The 16292-nt window shown below is 35.3% G+C and carries 13 protein-coding genes; 4 read left to right on the top strand and 9 right to left on the bottom strand.

Going from position 1 to position 16292, the window contains the following annotated elements:
* Positions 1 to 31 precede the first annotated feature (31 nt).
* From licT to rlmN, 3 genes are all read right to left on the bottom strand, one after another.
* Positions 32 to 865, bottom strand: a complete 834-nt coding sequence (gene licT, locus BR43_RS13935; RefSeq protein ID WP_034562973.1) for a BglG family transcription antiterminator LicT — start codon at positions 863 to 865, stop codon at positions 32 to 34.
* Positions 866 to 1332: 467 nt separating this feature from the next.
* Positions 1333 to 2913, bottom strand: a complete 1581-nt coding sequence (gene abc-f / locus BR43_RS13930) for a ribosomal protection-like ABC-F family protein (RefSeq protein ID WP_034562971.1) — start codon at positions 2911 to 2913, stop codon at positions 1333 to 1335.
* Between the two features lie 355 nt (positions 2914 to 3268).
* Entirely contained in the window at positions 3269 to 4333 is a 1065-nt protein-coding gene (rlmN, locus tag BR43_RS13925) for a dual-specificity RNA methyltransferase RlmN (protein ID WP_211252957.1), read from the bottom strand.
* A 270-nt stretch (positions 4334 to 4603) separates the two neighbouring features.
* Here rlmN and BR43_RS13920 point away from each other — a divergent pair, with 270 nt between their 5' ends.
* The 4 genes from BR43_RS13920 (at position 4604) to BR43_RS13905 (ending at position 11007) form a co-directional block, all read left to right on the top strand.
* On the top strand, positions 4604 to 7234 hold the full coding sequence (locus BR43_RS13920; protein ID WP_034562967.1) for a cation-translocating P-type ATPase: 2631 nt from the start codon (positions 4604 to 4606) through the stop codon (positions 7232 to 7234).
* A 208-nt stretch (positions 7235 to 7442) separates the two neighbouring features.
* Positions 7443 to 8663: a GNAT family N-acetyltransferase gene (locus BR43_RS13915; RefSeq protein ID WP_034562965.1), complete on the top strand. Its 1221-nt coding sequence runs from the start codon at positions 7443 to 7445 to the stop codon at positions 8661 to 8663.
* Between the two features lie 27 nt (positions 8664 to 8690).
* A complete protein-coding gene (gene proB, locus BR43_RS13910; RefSeq protein ID WP_034562963.1) occupies positions 8691 to 9503 on the top strand; it encodes a glutamate 5-kinase in 813 nt (270 codons plus the stop codon).
* A gap of 256 nt (positions 9504 to 9759) precedes the next feature.
* Positions 9760 to 11007 (top strand): glutamate-5-semialdehyde dehydrogenase, encoded by a 1248-nt coding sequence (locus BR43_RS13905; RefSeq protein ID WP_034562961.1) that lies wholly within the window; start codon positions 9760 to 9762, stop codon positions 11005 to 11007.
* 109 nt (positions 11008 to 11116) lie between these two features.
* Here the strand turns inward: BR43_RS13905 and BR43_RS13900 are convergent, their stop codons facing one another.
* The 6 genes from BR43_RS13900 to BR43_RS13875 all read right to left on the bottom strand — a co-directional run bounded on the left by BR43_RS13900 (position 11117) and on the right by BR43_RS13875 (position 16286).
* Complete coding sequence (locus BR43_RS13900; protein ID WP_034562959.1) at positions 11117 to 11749, bottom strand: hypothetical protein; 633 nt, start codon at positions 11747 to 11749, stop codon at positions 11117 to 11119.
* Positions 11750 to 11859: 110 nt separating this feature from the next.
* Positions 11860 to 12147, bottom strand: coding sequence for a hypothetical protein (locus BR43_RS13895; RefSeq protein WP_034562956.1), 288 nt, complete (start codon positions 12145 to 12147; stop codon positions 11860 to 11862).
* A gap of 26 nt (positions 12148 to 12173) precedes the next feature.
* Complete coding sequence (locus BR43_RS13890) at positions 12174 to 13118, bottom strand: MBL fold metallo-hydrolase (RefSeq protein ID WP_034562954.1); 945 nt, start codon at positions 13116 to 13118, stop codon at positions 12174 to 12176.
* A 312-nt stretch (positions 13119 to 13430) separates the two neighbouring features.
* Positions 13431 to 14744, bottom strand: a complete 1314-nt coding sequence (locus BR43_RS13885) for a sensor histidine kinase (RefSeq protein ID WP_034562952.1) — start codon at positions 14742 to 14744, stop codon at positions 13431 to 13433.
* Positions 14744 to 15424: a response regulator transcription factor gene (locus BR43_RS13880; protein ID WP_034562950.1), complete on the bottom strand. Its 681-nt coding sequence runs from the start codon at positions 15422 to 15424 to the stop codon at positions 14744 to 14746. The genes BR43_RS13885 and BR43_RS13880 overlap by 1 nt, the downstream gene beginning before the upstream one ends.
* Positions 15425 to 15620: 196 nt before the next feature.
* Positions 15621 to 16286: a uracil-DNA glycosylase gene (locus BR43_RS13875; protein ID WP_034562948.1), complete on the bottom strand. Its 666-nt coding sequence runs from the start codon at positions 16284 to 16286 to the stop codon at positions 15621 to 15623.
* Positions 16287 to 16292 lie beyond the last annotated feature (6 nt).

The raw sequence follows: 16292 nt of genomic DNA, 5'->3' as shown, positions 1-16292 counted from the left end.
TCAGTAACAATCCATCATTTATAAGTTCTATTTAATTTTCAGCAACGCGATGAATGTGTATTGTTAAGTATACTTGTTCATCAATTGATAGCTCTTTGTAGTGAGCTTTTTTTAAATAATCATTAATTTTAATCGAACATTCAAAGGCTTTTTTGTACTTTAATTGGACTTGCTCGTAAAGAAAATCGTCTCCAGTATTAGGAATTTCTTCATTCAACATTCGTTGAGCAAAATATTGTAGATGCGTAACAAATCGAGTGTAGTTTAATGAACTTTCATTGTAAACTAGTCCGAAGTGTAACCGAACAATATTTAAAATATCTTGAACAATTTTAGTTATTTGATAGGTATTGCTCATATCGTAATCACCTTGAATAGCGTTTACAATATGCAAGGCAATAATCGCAGCCTCATCATTACTTAACTGGACGCCTAACTTTTTATGAATAATATCAACTGCCTGTAACCCAATTTGATATTCTTTTTGATAAAACTTACGAATTTCCCAGATTAAAGGATTTTTGATTTCCAATCCTTCCCGTGTTCTCGTAATTGCAAAATGAATATGATCCGTTAACGTTAAATAAATATTGTTACTTAACTTAGTATCAATCTCATCTTGTGCTAACTTGATAACTTCGTTGGCTACTTCAATTTCTTCTGGAGGAATTTCAACAAATAATTCAGCTAACTGAGCTGTTACTTCTTTTCCTTCCATGACAAAAGTTTTCTCAATATAAACAGGATCAATCTCGTCTCCAACCTTTTTACTAAAAGCTAAGCCTCGGCCCATAACAACCATTTCTTCTTGATTTTCAGTCAAGGTTAAAACGACATTGTTATTCAGTATTTTTTCAATTATCATTTTTTCACCTCTGATTTCATCTGAAAAAAAGAAAACCCAAACTCATTCCAAACCCACGTAATAAAAAAAACGTTATCGTGATTTCGAATCAATTTAGGTTTTGCCTGCTGATACAGTAACAATCCTCGTCAATTACTAATTCACTATATCATGGAAAATATTATTTTGCAACCGGTCTCTTAATAATTTTATTTGCGCTTTCATTAAAATTGAATAGATTGTTACAGTTCCTTATTGAGGGTACTAAATAAATCATAATTATTTAAAAACTAACTAGTTTATTTAGATAACTAGTTTATTTCCACAGTAAAACTACCTTGTTTCTAAACTAAAAAAAACTGGTTTAAACCGTATTCTTCATAGTAAATAATAGTGAATAGCACAACTCTCGAATTTTACTATAAGCTCGTTATAAAAAAAGTCTTCCACAAAAATAAATGTGAAGGACTTTTTTAAATAACTCTATTTTACTTTAATTGTTTTAGTAACTCTTGATATTCGGCTTCCAGTTTTTCTACATTGTCTTTTTTATGAGGCATTGAAATTCGCCCTAATAGTCCTGAAATTTTATTTTCGATTAACATTCTTTCTTCTGGTAATAGCTGTTTTTCTGTTGAAGTAGCTTGCTGAAGTTGCACATCCATTTCTAATGGTTCTGGTTCTACTAAACTCATTTTTACCTTCTGCTCTTTAAGCTCCCAACGATGAGTCGCAACAGTTTCCACAAAAGTCTGATCATGAGAAACAAATAAAATCGTTCCTTCATAAGAAAGCATCGCCTCTTCAATGGCTTCAATTGATGCAATATCCAAATAATTAGTCGGTTCATCAAAAATTAGAACATTCGCTCCACTGACTAAGAGCTTAGCCATCGAGATTTTATTTCGTTCCCCACCACTAATCTGTTTGACCTTTTTGAAAACATCTTGTCCTTTAAATAACAAACGGGCCAATAACATCCGAACAAAATCTTCATTATGAACACTTTCTTTCATCACGTTTGCTACTAATGTTTCCTCATCATCTAACGAATCCAACTTCTGACTAAAGTAGCCAAAATGAACATTCTTAGCTAATTGAATTCCAGCTTCATCAGCTAAAATCAATTGAATTAAGGTTGTTTTCCCAACACCATTGCCACCAATTAAGGCCGTTCTTGAATGATTGTATAACGTAAAATCTGCTTCATTTAACAAAATACGTTTATCGAATTTTTTAGAAACTTTGCTTCCTGATAAAACAATATCTTGATGAATTGCTTGACCTTTTGTCATTTTAATCTTAATCGGAGCCAAATGAACAGGTTTCTTTTTCACTTCCAAATGTTCCATACGACTTTCAATGTTCTCAACAGCTTCTCCTAATTTCTTTTTAGCTCGTTGATTCCCCATTTTATGCAAACGGGCCTCAGAGTTTCCCATCCTTCTTGGAGCATTTCGCACTTTTTCAGCGCGGCGATGAGTTGCATCAGCTACTTTAGCTAACCGTTTCTTTTCTTTTTCATAAGCCTGATAATCGGCTTCTGCAGTTTGGATTTCATTCTTTTTTTGCTGTTGGTAAGCATCGTAATTCCCTTGATAAAAACCAACCTTTCCTGCTTCAAGCTCGACAATTTTAGTACACACTTGATTTAAAAAATCACGATCATGGGAAACAATCAAAGCCCCACCTTGAAATTGTCGAAAGGCTTTTTCTAAGTAACGTCGCCCATCCCGATCCAAATGACTAGTAGGTTCATCAGCAAATATGATCCCTGGATTCATTTGAAAAACATCTTGAATTCGTTGTTTTGTTGCTTCGCCACCACTTAAGGTTTGCGTATCTAGTTGATCTGGCAATTGTTCAATAAATCCTATCGAACCGTTTAACTGAATTTCCCCACTATCTGCTTCGCTTCTTTTAGCAATTACATTTAACAATGTGGTTTTTCCTTCACCATTACGACCAACAATGCCAATTCGTTCACCTGCATATATACTCCAATTCGGGATATCAAATAACAATTTTTCCCCAATTGCTTTTCTACTATTTTTTACTTCCACTAACATAAAAAAACCTCCTCTAAAATCTGAAGAAGAGTGCTTTTGATGTACAAAAATAGACCTATCCCGAAACGGATTAAAGGCATTGACGACATCTACAGCGAACATCCACATTCAGATTAGTTTCATCCAATTCAAAATAAACCCCACCTATTTTCGGTAAGTCTGTTTACTAGAATTCAGTTAACTAATAATTACTTGTGAATGATTACTTCATGTCCCTCGTACCTTTACCTCTCTTAGAATGGTCTTACACACGTATCATACCCGCTTTAGTCAAAAATTGCAACCTTTTTAATTTTTAAATAAAAGCTACTAAGTTAAGAAAAACTCTTCTTAAACTCAGTAGCCAGCCCTATTCTTAAGCTTCTGTTTTTTTCAATTGTTTACTACGTAATTGACCACAAGCGGCATCAATATCGCTTCCTTGTTCTTTACGGACAACTGAATTAATACCTTTTTTCTTCAATACATCATGGAAAGCCAATACATCTGCTTTTTTACTACGACTATATTGATCGTGTTCTGAAACAGAGTTATAAGGAATTAAATTCACATAGGCTAAATGGCGTTTATCTTCAAGTAATTTTGCTAATTCTAAAGCTTGCTCTTTTTGATCATTTACCCCACGTAACATAATATATTCAAATGTAATTCGGCGATTTGTTTTTTCAAGATAATAATCCACAGCTTCCATTACTTTTTCAACTGGGAAATTACGATTGATTCGCATAATACTTGTACGAATATCATTATTTGGTGCATGTAACGAAATTGCTAAGTTTACTTGTAAACCATTTTCAGCAAATTCTTTAATTTTTGGAGCTAGACCACTTGTTGATACCGTCATATGACGAGCACCAATTGCTAAACCATGTTCATTATTAACAATACGTAGGAAACTCATAACATTATCGTAGTTATCAAATGGCTCACCAATTCCCATTACCACAATATGACTGACACGATCGCCGTCACCTTTTTCATCCAAATAATGTTGAACTTGCATAATTTGAGCAACAATTTCACCAGCTGTTAAATCACGTTGTTTCTTCAACAAGCCACTAGCACAGAATGTACAGCCAATATTACAGCCGACTTGAGTAGTTACACAAACAGATAAACCATATTCATGACGCATTAAAACCGTCTCAATCAATAAACCATCATGTAATTCAAATAAATATTTAATTGTTCCATCATTTGATTCTTGAACAATTTTTTGTGTTAATGGTTGCAATACAAAATTCTCTTCTAATAATTGAATCAACTCTTTAGACACATTCGTCATTTCTGAAAATTGGCTCACACGCTTCACATATAACCAATCCCATACTTGAGTTGCACGGAATTTTTTTTGACCATTGGTTAGGAACCATTCCGTTAATTCATCATTTTTTAAACCATAAATAGATGGTTTCATTATTTTTAGCCTCACTTTTTTTATTGTTTCCATCGTGAGTTCTCTCACAATGATAGTCTTTAATAATATATACCAAAAACAGCTATAGAGCAATCAATACTCACATATTCTAATCAACATTTTTTATTTTGTTCACAAATTTAAAACGTATCTATTCCTATTAAAAAGAATCTCTCAGATAAAAAAACTTGTAAGTTTATTTTTTATTTGTTATCATTAAGAAAGCAAGTAATCACTTGCTAGCTAAAATTCACTAAATAAGGAGAGGGATGCATGGATTTCAAAACAAAAAAGAGAACAGAATTATTTCAACAGTTTAATATAGATGAAAATCAAGGTCTATCAAGCAAACAAATTAGTGAGGCACAAGAAAAGTATGGCTATAATCAATTTGACGAAGAGGAAAAAGAGTCACTTTTCTCTAAAATTCTTCATCAATTAAAGGAAATTACAACAATTATTCTGCTATTTGCAGCCGCAATTTCCCTTTACCTAACCATTACTTTACATCCAGATGACTTTGCAGAACCTTTGGTTATCATTTCTATCGTTATTTTAAATATTTTCTTGAGTATCAAACAAGAAAGCAATGCCGAAAAAGCTCTCGATTCTTTAAAAAGTTTGAATGCTCCACGGGCGAATGTGATTCGTGATGGTCAAACCGAAGAAATCGATGCTACAGAACTTGTTCCTGGGGATCTTATTATTTTAGAAACAGGAGAAATGATTCCTGCTGATGCCCGCATTTTAACAAGTAGTGGTTTAAAAGTAGAAGAATCTGCATTAACAGGAGAGAGTGTTCCAGTCGATAAAGATAGTGAAGCAATCATTGATGCCGATGCTCCTTTAGGCGATCAGTTCAATATGGTTTTTTCTGGCTGTTTAATTACTAATGGACGTGCTACTGCATTAGTTGTGGCTACTGGAATGGATACAGAAATGGGGAAAATTGCTAATCTTTTAAATACAACAAAAAAAGCAATCACTCCACTACAATTACGTTTACATGATTTAGGTAAAAAATTAAGTATTATTGCCTTACTTGCTGGTGCTTTAATCTTTGTGATTGGGTATTTACAAGGCGAAACAATGGCAGAGATCTTAATGACTGCTGTTTCTTTAGCTGTTGCTGCTGTTCCTGAAACATTACCAGTTATCGTTACGATTACACTGGCTTACGGCGTACAAAATATGGTCAAACGCAATGCGATTATTCGCAACATCCCTTCTGTTGAAACATTAGGTAGTGCTTCCGTAATTTGTTCTGATAAAACAGGAACCTTAACACAAAATAAAATGACGATTAAAGAACTATGGGCTGTCAATCATGATCCAATTAAAGCAGATAGCGACTATAATGCGGATGAAGAATATCTATTGCAATTAGCTAGTTTAGCAAATAATGCAACCATTGAAGACCGTAATGGGGAAGAAAAACAAGCAGGGGATCCTACAGAAACGGCAATTATTCGCTTATTACAAGAACGTGGTCAAGAAAAATCAGAGTTGGAAGAAAAATATCCTCGGGTTCATGAAATTCCTTTCGATTCAGAAAGAAAATTAATGACTACAGTTCACGAATTGGATGATGGGTTTATTTCAATTACAAAAGGGGCATTTGATCGAATCCCAGTAGACTTTAATTGTAAAGCTGGGGAGGATGCCATTAAGATTCATGATCAATTTGCCGAAAAAGCTTTACGTGTTATTGCCGTTGGTTATAAAAAATATACTGAATTACCTGAGGACCTTTCTCCTGCTGAATTAGAGGATAATCTTGAATTTGCTGGGATTGTTGGTATGATTGATCCACCACGCAAAGAGAGTCAAGAAGCCGTTCGAGCAGCTAAAGCAGCTGGAATTAAAACCGTTATGATTACTGGGGACCATATTGTGACGGCTAGTGCGATTGCAAAAGAAATCGGAATTCTAGAAGATGGAGATAAATCAATTACTGGTGCTGAATTAGCGAAGCTTTCTGACGATGAACTACAGGCTTCTGTTCGAGACTATGCGGTTTATGCTCGTGTCTCTCCAGAAGATAAGATTAAAATCGTAAAAGCCTGGCAAGCAAATGGAGAAGTTGTGGCTATGACTGGGGACGGAGTAAATGATGCACCTGCCTTAAAAGCAGCGGATGTTGGAACGGCCATGGGAATTGCCGGAACAGACGTCTCTAAAAATGCAGCGGATATGGTTTTAACAGATGATAACTTTGCGACAATTGTTCATGCAGTTGAAGAAGGTCGTCGTGTTTATGAAAATATTCGTAAAGCTGTCTATTTCTTATTAAGTTGTAATGTATCTGAGATTTTCATTATGCTAATTGCCGTAAGTATGGGTTGGGGAGTTCCTGTTATTTCTGTTCAATTGTTATTAATTAACGTTGTTGCTGATGGGATTCCAGGATTCTCACTGAGTAAAGAGAAAGCCGATGCTGACATTATGGAACAAGCACCCACACCGAAAAATGCGAGTATTTTTAGCGGTGGACTTCTGAAAAAAATTGGTGTTCAATCGGTTGTGTTCACCATTATTACGTTAATTGGATTTTATGTTGGTTCATTTATCGATATTAACTCAACGATTACAGCGAATCACGAAGTTGGACAAACATTGGCCTTTATCATTCTTGGGTGGTCGTCTGTTATTCATATTTTCAATGTTCGTAGCAAAGAGTCTATCTTTAAAATCGGTTTTATGTCAAATCCATTGTTATTCTGGTCAGCAATATGTTCAATTGTTATTGTCTTAGCTGTTGCACTTGTGCCGCCATTGGCAAGTATTTTCTCATTAGTAGCATTAAGTGGAACTCACTGGTTATTGGCAATTGGTCTATCGATTATTCCATTAATCGTGATTGAGTTACAAAAAGCGATTTTACGTAAAATGGACAAAAATTAGTAAGAAGTAAATCGTCTAAAAACTCCCATTTAGCAGGAATAAGCTAAGTGGGAGTTTCTTTTCTAAAATTCAGCTAGTAAACTAGTTTTTTAATGAATTTACTGCTAAAATAGACATATTATCTATAAGTTAGTTCAAATTAAATTTGACAGCAAGTCCTGACTTTTTCAATTTAGTTAGCTAATTTATCAAAAAGCGAGGGATTCATATGTCACTGGAAGATCAGGCAAAACGTTTTAAAATGCGTCCTGTTACTTTAGAGCACTTAGAACAATTTAATGAATTATTGCGTTATGTTTTTCAAGTTACCAATCAAGATTTGCAAGAAGTTGGTTATGAAGAAGATGATTTAGTTAAAGCCAAACGTCCTGTACTCCGGAAAGCGGATGTCATTGGTTGGTTTGATGACGATAAATTAATTTCTCAATTAGCGATTTATCCCTGTGAAGTAAACATTCACGGAAAACTTTTCAAAATGGGTGGTTTAACTGGTGTTGGTACGTATCCTGAGTATGCAAATCTAGGGTTAATGCACCAATTAATGAAAGCTGGTTTAGAAAATATGCGGGAGCATGGACAATGGATTTCCTATCTATTTCCTTATTCAATCCCTTACTATCGGCGTAAAGGTTGGGAGATTATTTCCGATAAAATGACCTTTAGTTTTAAAGACACTCAGTTGCCTAAAACGGTTCCTGTTTCTGGATATGTAGAACGCTTAGATATCGATCATCAAGATGTTATCCAAGTTTACGATACTTTTGCGCGAATGAATCATGGTGCCTTGATTCGTGATGAATTAGCTTGGGAGGAGTATTGGCGCTGGGAAAATGACGAAGAACGCATTGCAGCGGTTTATTATGATGAACAAAACCGACCAACAGGCTGCCTCTTTTACTGGATTGCAGAAGATATTTTCCATTTAAAAGAAATGTTTTATTTAAATCAGGAAGCTCGAAAAGGTTTGTGGAATTTTATTACTGCTCACTTTTCAATGGTAGATAAAATCGAAGGAAGTACGTTTAAAAATGAACCCATTGCTTTTATTTTGGAAGATAGCGAAATCATTGAAACCATCCAGCCTTACTTTATGGCACGGATTGTTGATGTAGCTGAATTTTTAAAAGAATATCCCTTTGAAACAGTTACTGTGCCAGACTTTCATTTAATTGTTGAAGACCCCATGTTGGAATGGAATCGTGGGATTTTTGGATTAAGTTTTGATGAAGATGGCGTTGTAACAGTTAGTGATCAACCAATCGGCTCACCAGTAAAAATTGATATTCAAACTTTAACTACTATGTTAATGGGCTATCGTCGCCCTTCTTACCTTGCTCGGATTGAACGACTAGAAACAGACAGTCGAACCTTACGTAGCTTAGAACAACTGATTTCACAAGGAGAACCTTACTTTTCAGATTATTTTTGAGAGAACGGACTTAATGGAGGAACACTTATGGCAAATACACCCCGTGCCGCTTTAAACGATTTAAAACGTATTGTAATTAAAGTAGGTACTAGCACGTTAATGTATCCAACCGGTGGCATTAACTTACAACGAATTGAAAAATTAGCTTTTGTCTTAACTGATTTACGCAATCAAGGCAAGGAAGTTATCTTAGTTTCCTCTGGTGCAATTGGTGTTGGCTGTCATTGCTTAAAATTAAATGAGCGCCCCACCTCAATTCCCCAACAACAAGCAGTTGCTGCTGTTGGACAAAGTGAATTAATGACTCTTTATAGCAAATTTTTTAGCGAATATACTCAAGTTGTTGGACAAGTTTTACTCACTCGAGATGTTCTTGATTATCCTGAAAGTCGCGAAAATGTAACCAACACTTTTCAACAATTACTGGCAATGGGTATTATTCCTATTGTAAATGAAAATGACACAGTTGCCATCGATGAATTAGATCATCAAACAAAATTTGGAGATAACGATAGTCTTTCTGCTCTAGTTGCTGAAATTACGCAAGCTGATTTGCTGATTATGCTCTCTGATATTGATGGTTTTTATGATAAAAATCCAACTATCCATGATGATGCGCGTTTATTTTCTACTATTCATGCAATTACGGATGAACTGCTTTTATTGGCTGGTGGAAATGGCTCACGTTTTGGAACTGGCGGTATGATAACCAAGCTAAAAGCGGCCGATCATGTTTTAAATCAGCAAAGTCAGATGGTGCTAGCAAATGGTGTCGATCCAATGATTATTTTTAAAATTATGACTGGTGAAAAAGTTGGGACACATTTTTATCGAAAATAAGTTACAGAATAAATGTTTTGCTCTAAGGAAAAATATGATCAATGCAAAATAAAATAGATTTTGCTAAAATTCCCTATTTTCCTTTCGGAGCTGAACAAAAGCCCTCAACTTTTAATTTTGGCTAGTTTCACGCTTTAGCTCCTGCGTAAAAAGATAAAACAAGCGGAAAGTAAACAGATACTTTCTACTTGTTTTCCTATTTTCCTTTCGGAGCTGAACAAAAGCCCTCAACTTTTAATTAAGGAGTGATTGTTTTATGGAAATGTTAATTCAACTTGGTGAGCAAGCTAAAAAAGCCTCACGTTATCAAGCTCAGGCTAGTGGGAAAGAAAAAAATGAAGCTTTAAAAATAATGAGTACGGTTTTATTAGAACATTCTGCTGATATTTTAGCCGCCAATCAGTTGGACTTAGATCAAGCTAAGGAAAATGGTGTTCCTGAAACAATGTTTGATCGCCTATTACTAACCCCAGAACGAATTCAAGCAATGGCTGATGGTCTCTTAGATATTGCCAATTTGCCTGATCCTATCGGGGTTGCTCATGATATGTGGAAAAATGAAGCGAATTTAACGATTGCTAAACAAAGTGTGCCTCTTGGGGTAATTGGGATTATTTATGAATCACGTCCTAATGTCACAACTGATGCTGGCGCTTTATGTTTTAAATCGGGTAATGCAGTTATTTTACGTGGTGGTAAAGAAGCCATCCATTCAAATAAAATTTTAGTTCAGCTCTTACAAAAAGCTCTATCTTCTACTAATTTCCCACCAACTGCGATTCAATTAGTAGAAGATACTTCTCGTGAAACTGCTCGTAATTTAATGCGTCTAAATCGTTATTTAGATGTCCTAATTCCTCGTGGTGGCGCTCGTCTGATTCAGACTGTCATGGAAACGGCCACAGTTCCAGTCATCGAAACTGGGGTTGGCAACTGTCATGTATATGTCGATTCTTCTGCTCAATTACAGATGGCTGTCGATATTATTGTCAATGCAAAATGCTCTCGTCCCTCTGTGTGTAATGCACTCGAAACGCTACTCATTCATGAATCCGTTGCAAAAGAGTTTTTACCAGTTATTGAGAAAGCTCTAGATGCCTACAACGTAGAGCTTCGCGCTGATTCTCGCGCATTAGCTAGTTTGAAAAAAGGGATTCCTGCTACCGAAAGTGACTGGGAAACTGAATTTTTAGACTTTATCTTAGCTGTTAAGGTCGTTGATTCTTTAGATGACGCAATTGCCCATATTGATCGCTATAGTACGGGACACTCAGAAGCTATCGTGACAGATAATTATTCTAATGGACAAAAATTCCATCGTGAAGTAGATGCAGCAGCTGTTTATATTAATGCTTCTACTCGCTTTACTGATGGCTTTGAGTTTGGCTATGGTGCTGAAATTGGAATTAGTACGCAAAAAGTGCATGCCCGTGGTCCTATGGGTCTAGCTGAACTGACATCTAGCAAATATATTATTTTTGGCGAAGGACAAATTCGTGAGTAATGACTATTTTAGTTAAAATAAAAAATCCAATGAAATCACCATTAAAAAAATGGGGTTCATTGGATTTTTACTATTTAGAAATCTTATATCAATCTCATTATTTAACAACTCAAGTAGCTTCTTTCATCACTACTGAGTCTATTTCTTTTAATGCATTTAATTGATTCAAAAAGGTTGTATTCGTTCCTTTTAGACGAATAGCAAAAATTAATTCATGATTCACCTGTTGCAAGGATTTAGATTTAAGAACATAAGCACTTGTACTACCTTTTAAAATTTGTTCAATATGTGTTTCTATTGGATCATTTTTAGTCTGAATCAGTAAAAGATAAGACTTTTCCATTCCTTTTTGCAATACAAATAAAATCATCACGAGACTAATACATACGCCACCAATCAGTACCGTGTACCACTCATTTTTGCCAATCAACATGCCTGTTCCAAGAGACCAACCTATATAAAAAGTATTCAGCACGTTCCTTTTAATTCCTCTAAGACTAGCCAACACTAAACAAATCAGCACCATCATAATAAAAATCTCATTGCTACTTACTCTGGTCACCATAGTTGTCATTAACGTAAAACACATTAATAAGCTAGCAAATTTTTGAGAATACGCTACTCCTTGAATAACTTTTCGATAGATAAAATAAATAAACCAACCCGCCAGCAATGAAATTAGGAGATTTAGCCCACTTTCAACTAATGAAGTGAATCCTGTCTCTAAGAATATCGGTATCATAATGATTCGTCCTCTTCCCATTAAGTTAATAACCTAACTATAAAGAAAGTATCTTAAAACTAGCTTAAACAAAAAATAAGCTTCCATCTATGCTGACAGAAGCTTATTCATTAGTAGGTCCCTTCATCGTCTGTTTCTTCTAAACGGATTTGCTCTAACCAGTGATTTAACCCTTTTTTAGTAAATACTTTTTCTGTTAAAGCGAAAAAGGTTCCTGGAATACCTGTGTAAACTGGACTTGTTGAAAAGTCTGACTTCTTGGTAATTTTCCCGCTATAAGCAGCAACCAGAGTAGTTTCTCTAGTACTTTCCTCCATACCCCAATTCACGAAAACAATCATTTCCGGCCATTGCTTCGTTCGTTCCATTAAATAGTGAAGTGCTTCATTGGCATTCATTCCGCATCTATCCCTCGATTCCATTGTTATTTATCAATCGTTCGCCACCATTTTCTAGTTGCATTGGGTTGATTGATTCGGTATTGTTCCCCAATCATCGGTGTATCCATTGCCAGATTTAATTCTTGTGCTTTTTTACTCGCTTTTTCCACAGGCTCTTGCCACGGATGGAAAGACAAAGCAAAACCAGCCCAATGAATTGGAATAAAACGCTGGGCTTTCACATCTAGCACAGCTTCAACGGTCTCTTCAGGAAACATATGAGCTTCTTTCCAGTGAGGGTTGTATTGTCCACATTCCATCAAAGCTAAATCAAAGGGACCATATTTTTCGCCTATTTCTTTAAAGTGTTGGTCATACCCACTATCACCAGATAAAAACAAAGCAGTATTTGAATCTTTTAAAATCCAAGAGTTGCATTGACTTTTATTTCTATCAAATAACCCGCGTCCACTACCATGTTTTGCTGGTGTTGCAATAATTTTCATATTTCCAAGTTGAAGGTCTTGATGCCAGTCCATTTCTTGAATATGTTTATCCGAAACACCCCAGCGAGTTAAAATTTTTTTCATACCCACTGAAACTAAAAAGAGCCCGACTTTATTTTTTATTTTCAAGACACTAGTTTTATCTAAATGATCGTAATGATTGTGCGTAAATAATACCACGTCAATCCATTCAAATTCCGCCAAGTCCAATGGTCGTTGCGTAGCAAATCGTTTATACATAAAAGGTATTGGCGAAGCATACTCGCCTAACATCGGATCAACTAAAATTACTTTTTGATTAAAAATAATCAATGATGCTGAATGTCCTAACCAAAATACTTGATCCTGACTTAAATCCAGACGTTTTACATCAATTGTTTCAGATGGCAATTGATTAGTTGGCTTTAAGTGTTGATCCTTCCGTAGTTTTTCTTTGAGTACATAAAGTCCAGTATCGACAATCGATGTTTTTATTTGACTCAAAATTTGTCATCCCTTTCTTCTTTCTTTGCAATTGAATAGAACGAGCAAAGACTAGCTTTAGTATACTCCTTTATTAATTTCATAAAGAAATTTCCACTAAGCTTATCTCTTATTTAATAAAATAGATGCATTATTTATGTCTTATCCACAAAAATGTGGATAAGAATTTAAATATAGTCATAGTTATCCACTGGAAATGTGCATAACTTTCTTATTTTGTGCGTATCTTTCCTTGATTTTACTAGATATACACCGTTACCAAAAAGTTATCAACAATAAAAAGTGGATAACTTTTTCAGTTTTACACAACCTTTATTTTAAAGGCAAACGAATCTGAAAAATACTTCCTTTAGGTTCATTTTCTAATACGTTCATTTTCCCATGATGCAACTCAACAATCCATTTAGCAATTGATAAACCTAAACCCGTTCCACCTGTTTCACGATTACGTGATTTCTCTTCTCGATAAAATCTTTCAAAGATTTTTTCACGATTCTCTTTATCAATGCCTTGCCCAGTATCTCGCACTTCAAGCTGCCAATGATGCTCGCTTACAGAAGTGATAATTCCAATACTGTCCCCTGCTGAGCTATATTTTAAACTGTTATCTAACAAAATAACCAACAACTGTTGAATCCGAACTGGATCAATCTCAGCAAATGCATCACTTTCTAAATTCGTCCAAATTTTCATATCTAAACTAGCTGCAATTTCTTGATATGGTTCAATAATTTCAGCAATAAAGTGATTCAATTGAACCTTTTCTTTTGTGAGCATCGTTGCATTTGAATCGGCTCTTGATAATAATAATAAATCACTGGTCATTTTAGTTAGATGGCGAATTTCACTTAAGGATAAAGCAATTGGCTCCATTTGATCAATAATGCGTTCATTTGGTTTCGTTAACAGCAGTTCCAGTTTATTTTGAATAATCGTTAACGGGGTTCGCAGTTCATGAGAAGCATTTGCTACAAATTCAGTCTGTTTCTTCCAAGATGCCAGAATCGGACTCATAGCTTTTTGTGATAAGTAATAACTAGCAAAAATCGACAGAATCCAAAAACTAATCGAACAAATAATCAATATCCTACCAAAATTTTCAGCCAACTGTTTCTCGGCATCTACTCGACTAATAAATTGAATATAACGGACTTGAGTACTAGCTATGCTTGGCGCTTTATAGACAACATAGCGAAACGAGCTGCCACTACTTAAGGTCACACTTTGAACCGTTTCTAACTTAGAGGTAGTTAACTTGAAATCACTACTTAGTTCGTCTGCAAGTTGCGTTCCAATCTCATCCTTATTCAAAATATCTCCTTGAGCATCCCATTCAATCGGTACAAATCGTCCTTGTCCTTTTGGCATACTTACTGGATTCGGTAGCTTATCCAACTCACCAACTGGCGGTTCTTTCAGCCTATTTGTCTCATCACTGCTTCCCGCCCCCGCAATCGCACCTCGGATTTCAGCTTGTCTTAATAAATCTCTATCCACACCAGAATAAAGTGAATTTTGAACTTGGAAATAAATAATAAAACCAAAAGCCAAGAAAATTAAGGCAAAGGAAATCATATTATAAATAAAAAAGCGACGCTGCTGCTTCTTCTCAATTGTCTTCTTCATTAATTCCCACCTAACGTCAGCATATATCCAACATTTCTCAAGGTTTTAATGCCTCCATCGTAATCATAAGGCTTTAGCTTTTTACGTAAATTACTCATATAGACTTCTACAACACTTAAGGACGTTTCGGAATCAAAGCCCCAGATGCGATCGAAAATTTGCTCTTTAGTCACAATCATTTCAGGGTTTTGAATAAAGTATTCTAATAAATCAAATTCTTTACCGTTTAAAACAAGAGCTTCTTCATTGATTTTCGCTGTTTTATTTTGCACATTTAACACTAGATCTCGGTAGCTAATTTGATTTTCCATAAAGCCACTATGATTACGTTTTAGCAAAGCTTTTAGGCGCATCACTAACTCTTCACGATGAAAAGGTTTGACTAAATAATCATCTGCTCCAACTTCAAAACCTTGGATTTTATCATCAATCCCATCCTTCGCCGTCAAGATTAAAACCGGTGTCTCAACTTTTAACTTTCTTAATTCCTTCAACACTTCATAACCATTCATTTCCGGCATCATTAAATCTAACACAATCACATCATAAATATTTTGCTCCGCATGATAAAGTCCTTCCGCTCCATCAAAGGCTTGATCTCCTTGCAAAAAGTCAGCCGTTATTTCAATGATATTCGCCGATAAACGTTGATCATCCTCCACTACTAATAAACGCAGCACACATTCTCCTCCTCATCCTATTCATTCTAACCCTATCATACCTTACAAATTTGAATAATTAAAATCAGAAAGATGAAGATTTTAAGAAGATACAGACACATTTGCTTATTAGTAAAAATTGGCAAAATTAATCTAGAGTTAAAATAAAAAAAGTTAGAACAGATTATGTACACCTGTTCTAACTTTCTGATTCCCTTTAGATATCTTCCAACTGCCAATTAATCGCGCCACGACCAGTTTTCTCAAGAAATGCATTTGCCTCTGAAAATGGCTTGCTTCCAAAGAAACCGCCTCTCGCTGCCAATGGTGACGGATGAACACCCTTGATAATTAAATGTTTTGGATCTGTCACAATCCCCTTAGCTGCATCCATGGCATGATTGCCCCATAAAATAAAAACTAACGGTTCTTCATGATTGTTCAATTCCTCTAATACATGATTCGTAAATTGCTTCCAACCAAATTTTTTGTGACTTGCAGCCTGTCCTTCTGCCACGCTCCAACCAGTATTCATCATTAAAATACCTTGCTTCGCCCATGCAACTAAATAACCATGGTTAGCTGGTGGAATTCCTAAATCAGAATCTAACTCTTTATAAATATTTCGCAAACTCGGAGGAATCTTTTCTCCCGGCTTAACCGAAAAACTCAATCCATGAGCTTGATTCTTCCCATGATAAGGATCTTGACCAAGAATCACAACTTTAATATCCTCATAGGAACACCAATCAAAACAAGAAAACATCTCTTCACGAGGTGGATAAACAGGACCTAAAGTTGATGCTTCATCCACTTTTTTCATTAATTCAATAAAATAGGGTTCTTTTTGTTCTACTTCAAAAAACTCGTTCCACTCTTTCATAAAAGC

It is taken from the genome of Carnobacterium gallinarum DSM 4847 (assembly GCF_000744375.1).
Taxonomy (GTDB): domain Bacteria; phylum Bacillota; class Bacilli; order Lactobacillales; family Carnobacteriaceae; genus Carnobacterium; species Carnobacterium gallinarum.
This window is presented reverse-complemented; position numbering and strand designations above follow the sequence as displayed.

Excerpts from the sequence above, each read along its gene's own strand:
- BR43_RS13895 (WP_034562956.1), bottom strand. The coding sequence starts at position 12,147 with ATGAATGCCAATGAAGCACTTCACTATTTAATGGAACGAACGAAGCAA.
- abc-f (WP_034562971.1), bottom strand. The coding sequence starts at position 2,913 with ATGTTAGTGGAAGTAAAAAATAGTAGAAAAGCAATTGGGGAAAAATTG.
- proB (WP_034562963.1), top strand. The coding sequence starts at position 8,691 with ATGGCAAATACACCCCGTGCCGCTTTAAACGATTTAAAACGTATTGTA.
- BR43_RS13875 (WP_034562948.1), bottom strand. The coding sequence starts at position 16,286 with ATGAAAGAGTGGAACGAGTTTTTTGAAGTAGAACAAAAAGAACCCTAT.
- BR43_RS13900 (WP_034562959.1), bottom strand. The coding sequence starts at position 11,749 with ATGATACCGATATTCTTAGAGACAGGATTCACTTCATTAGTTGAAAGT.
- BR43_RS13885 (WP_034562952.1), bottom strand. The coding sequence starts at position 14,744 with ATGAAGAAGACAATTGAGAAGAAGCAGCAGCGTCGCTTTTTTATTTAT.
- licT (WP_034562973.1), bottom strand. The coding sequence starts at position 865 with ATGATAATTGAAAAAATACTGAATAACAATGTCGTTTTAACCTTGACT.
- BR43_RS13915 (WP_034562965.1), top strand. The coding sequence starts at position 7,443 with ATGTCACTGGAAGATCAGGCAAAACGTTTTAAAATGCGTCCTGTTACT.
- BR43_RS13920 (WP_034562967.1), top strand. The coding sequence starts at position 4,604 with ATGGATTTCAAAACAAAAAAGAGAACAGAATTATTTCAACAGTTTAAT.
- BR43_RS13905 (WP_034562961.1), top strand. The coding sequence starts at position 9,760 with ATGGAAATGTTAATTCAACTTGGTGAGCAAGCTAAAAAAGCCTCACGT.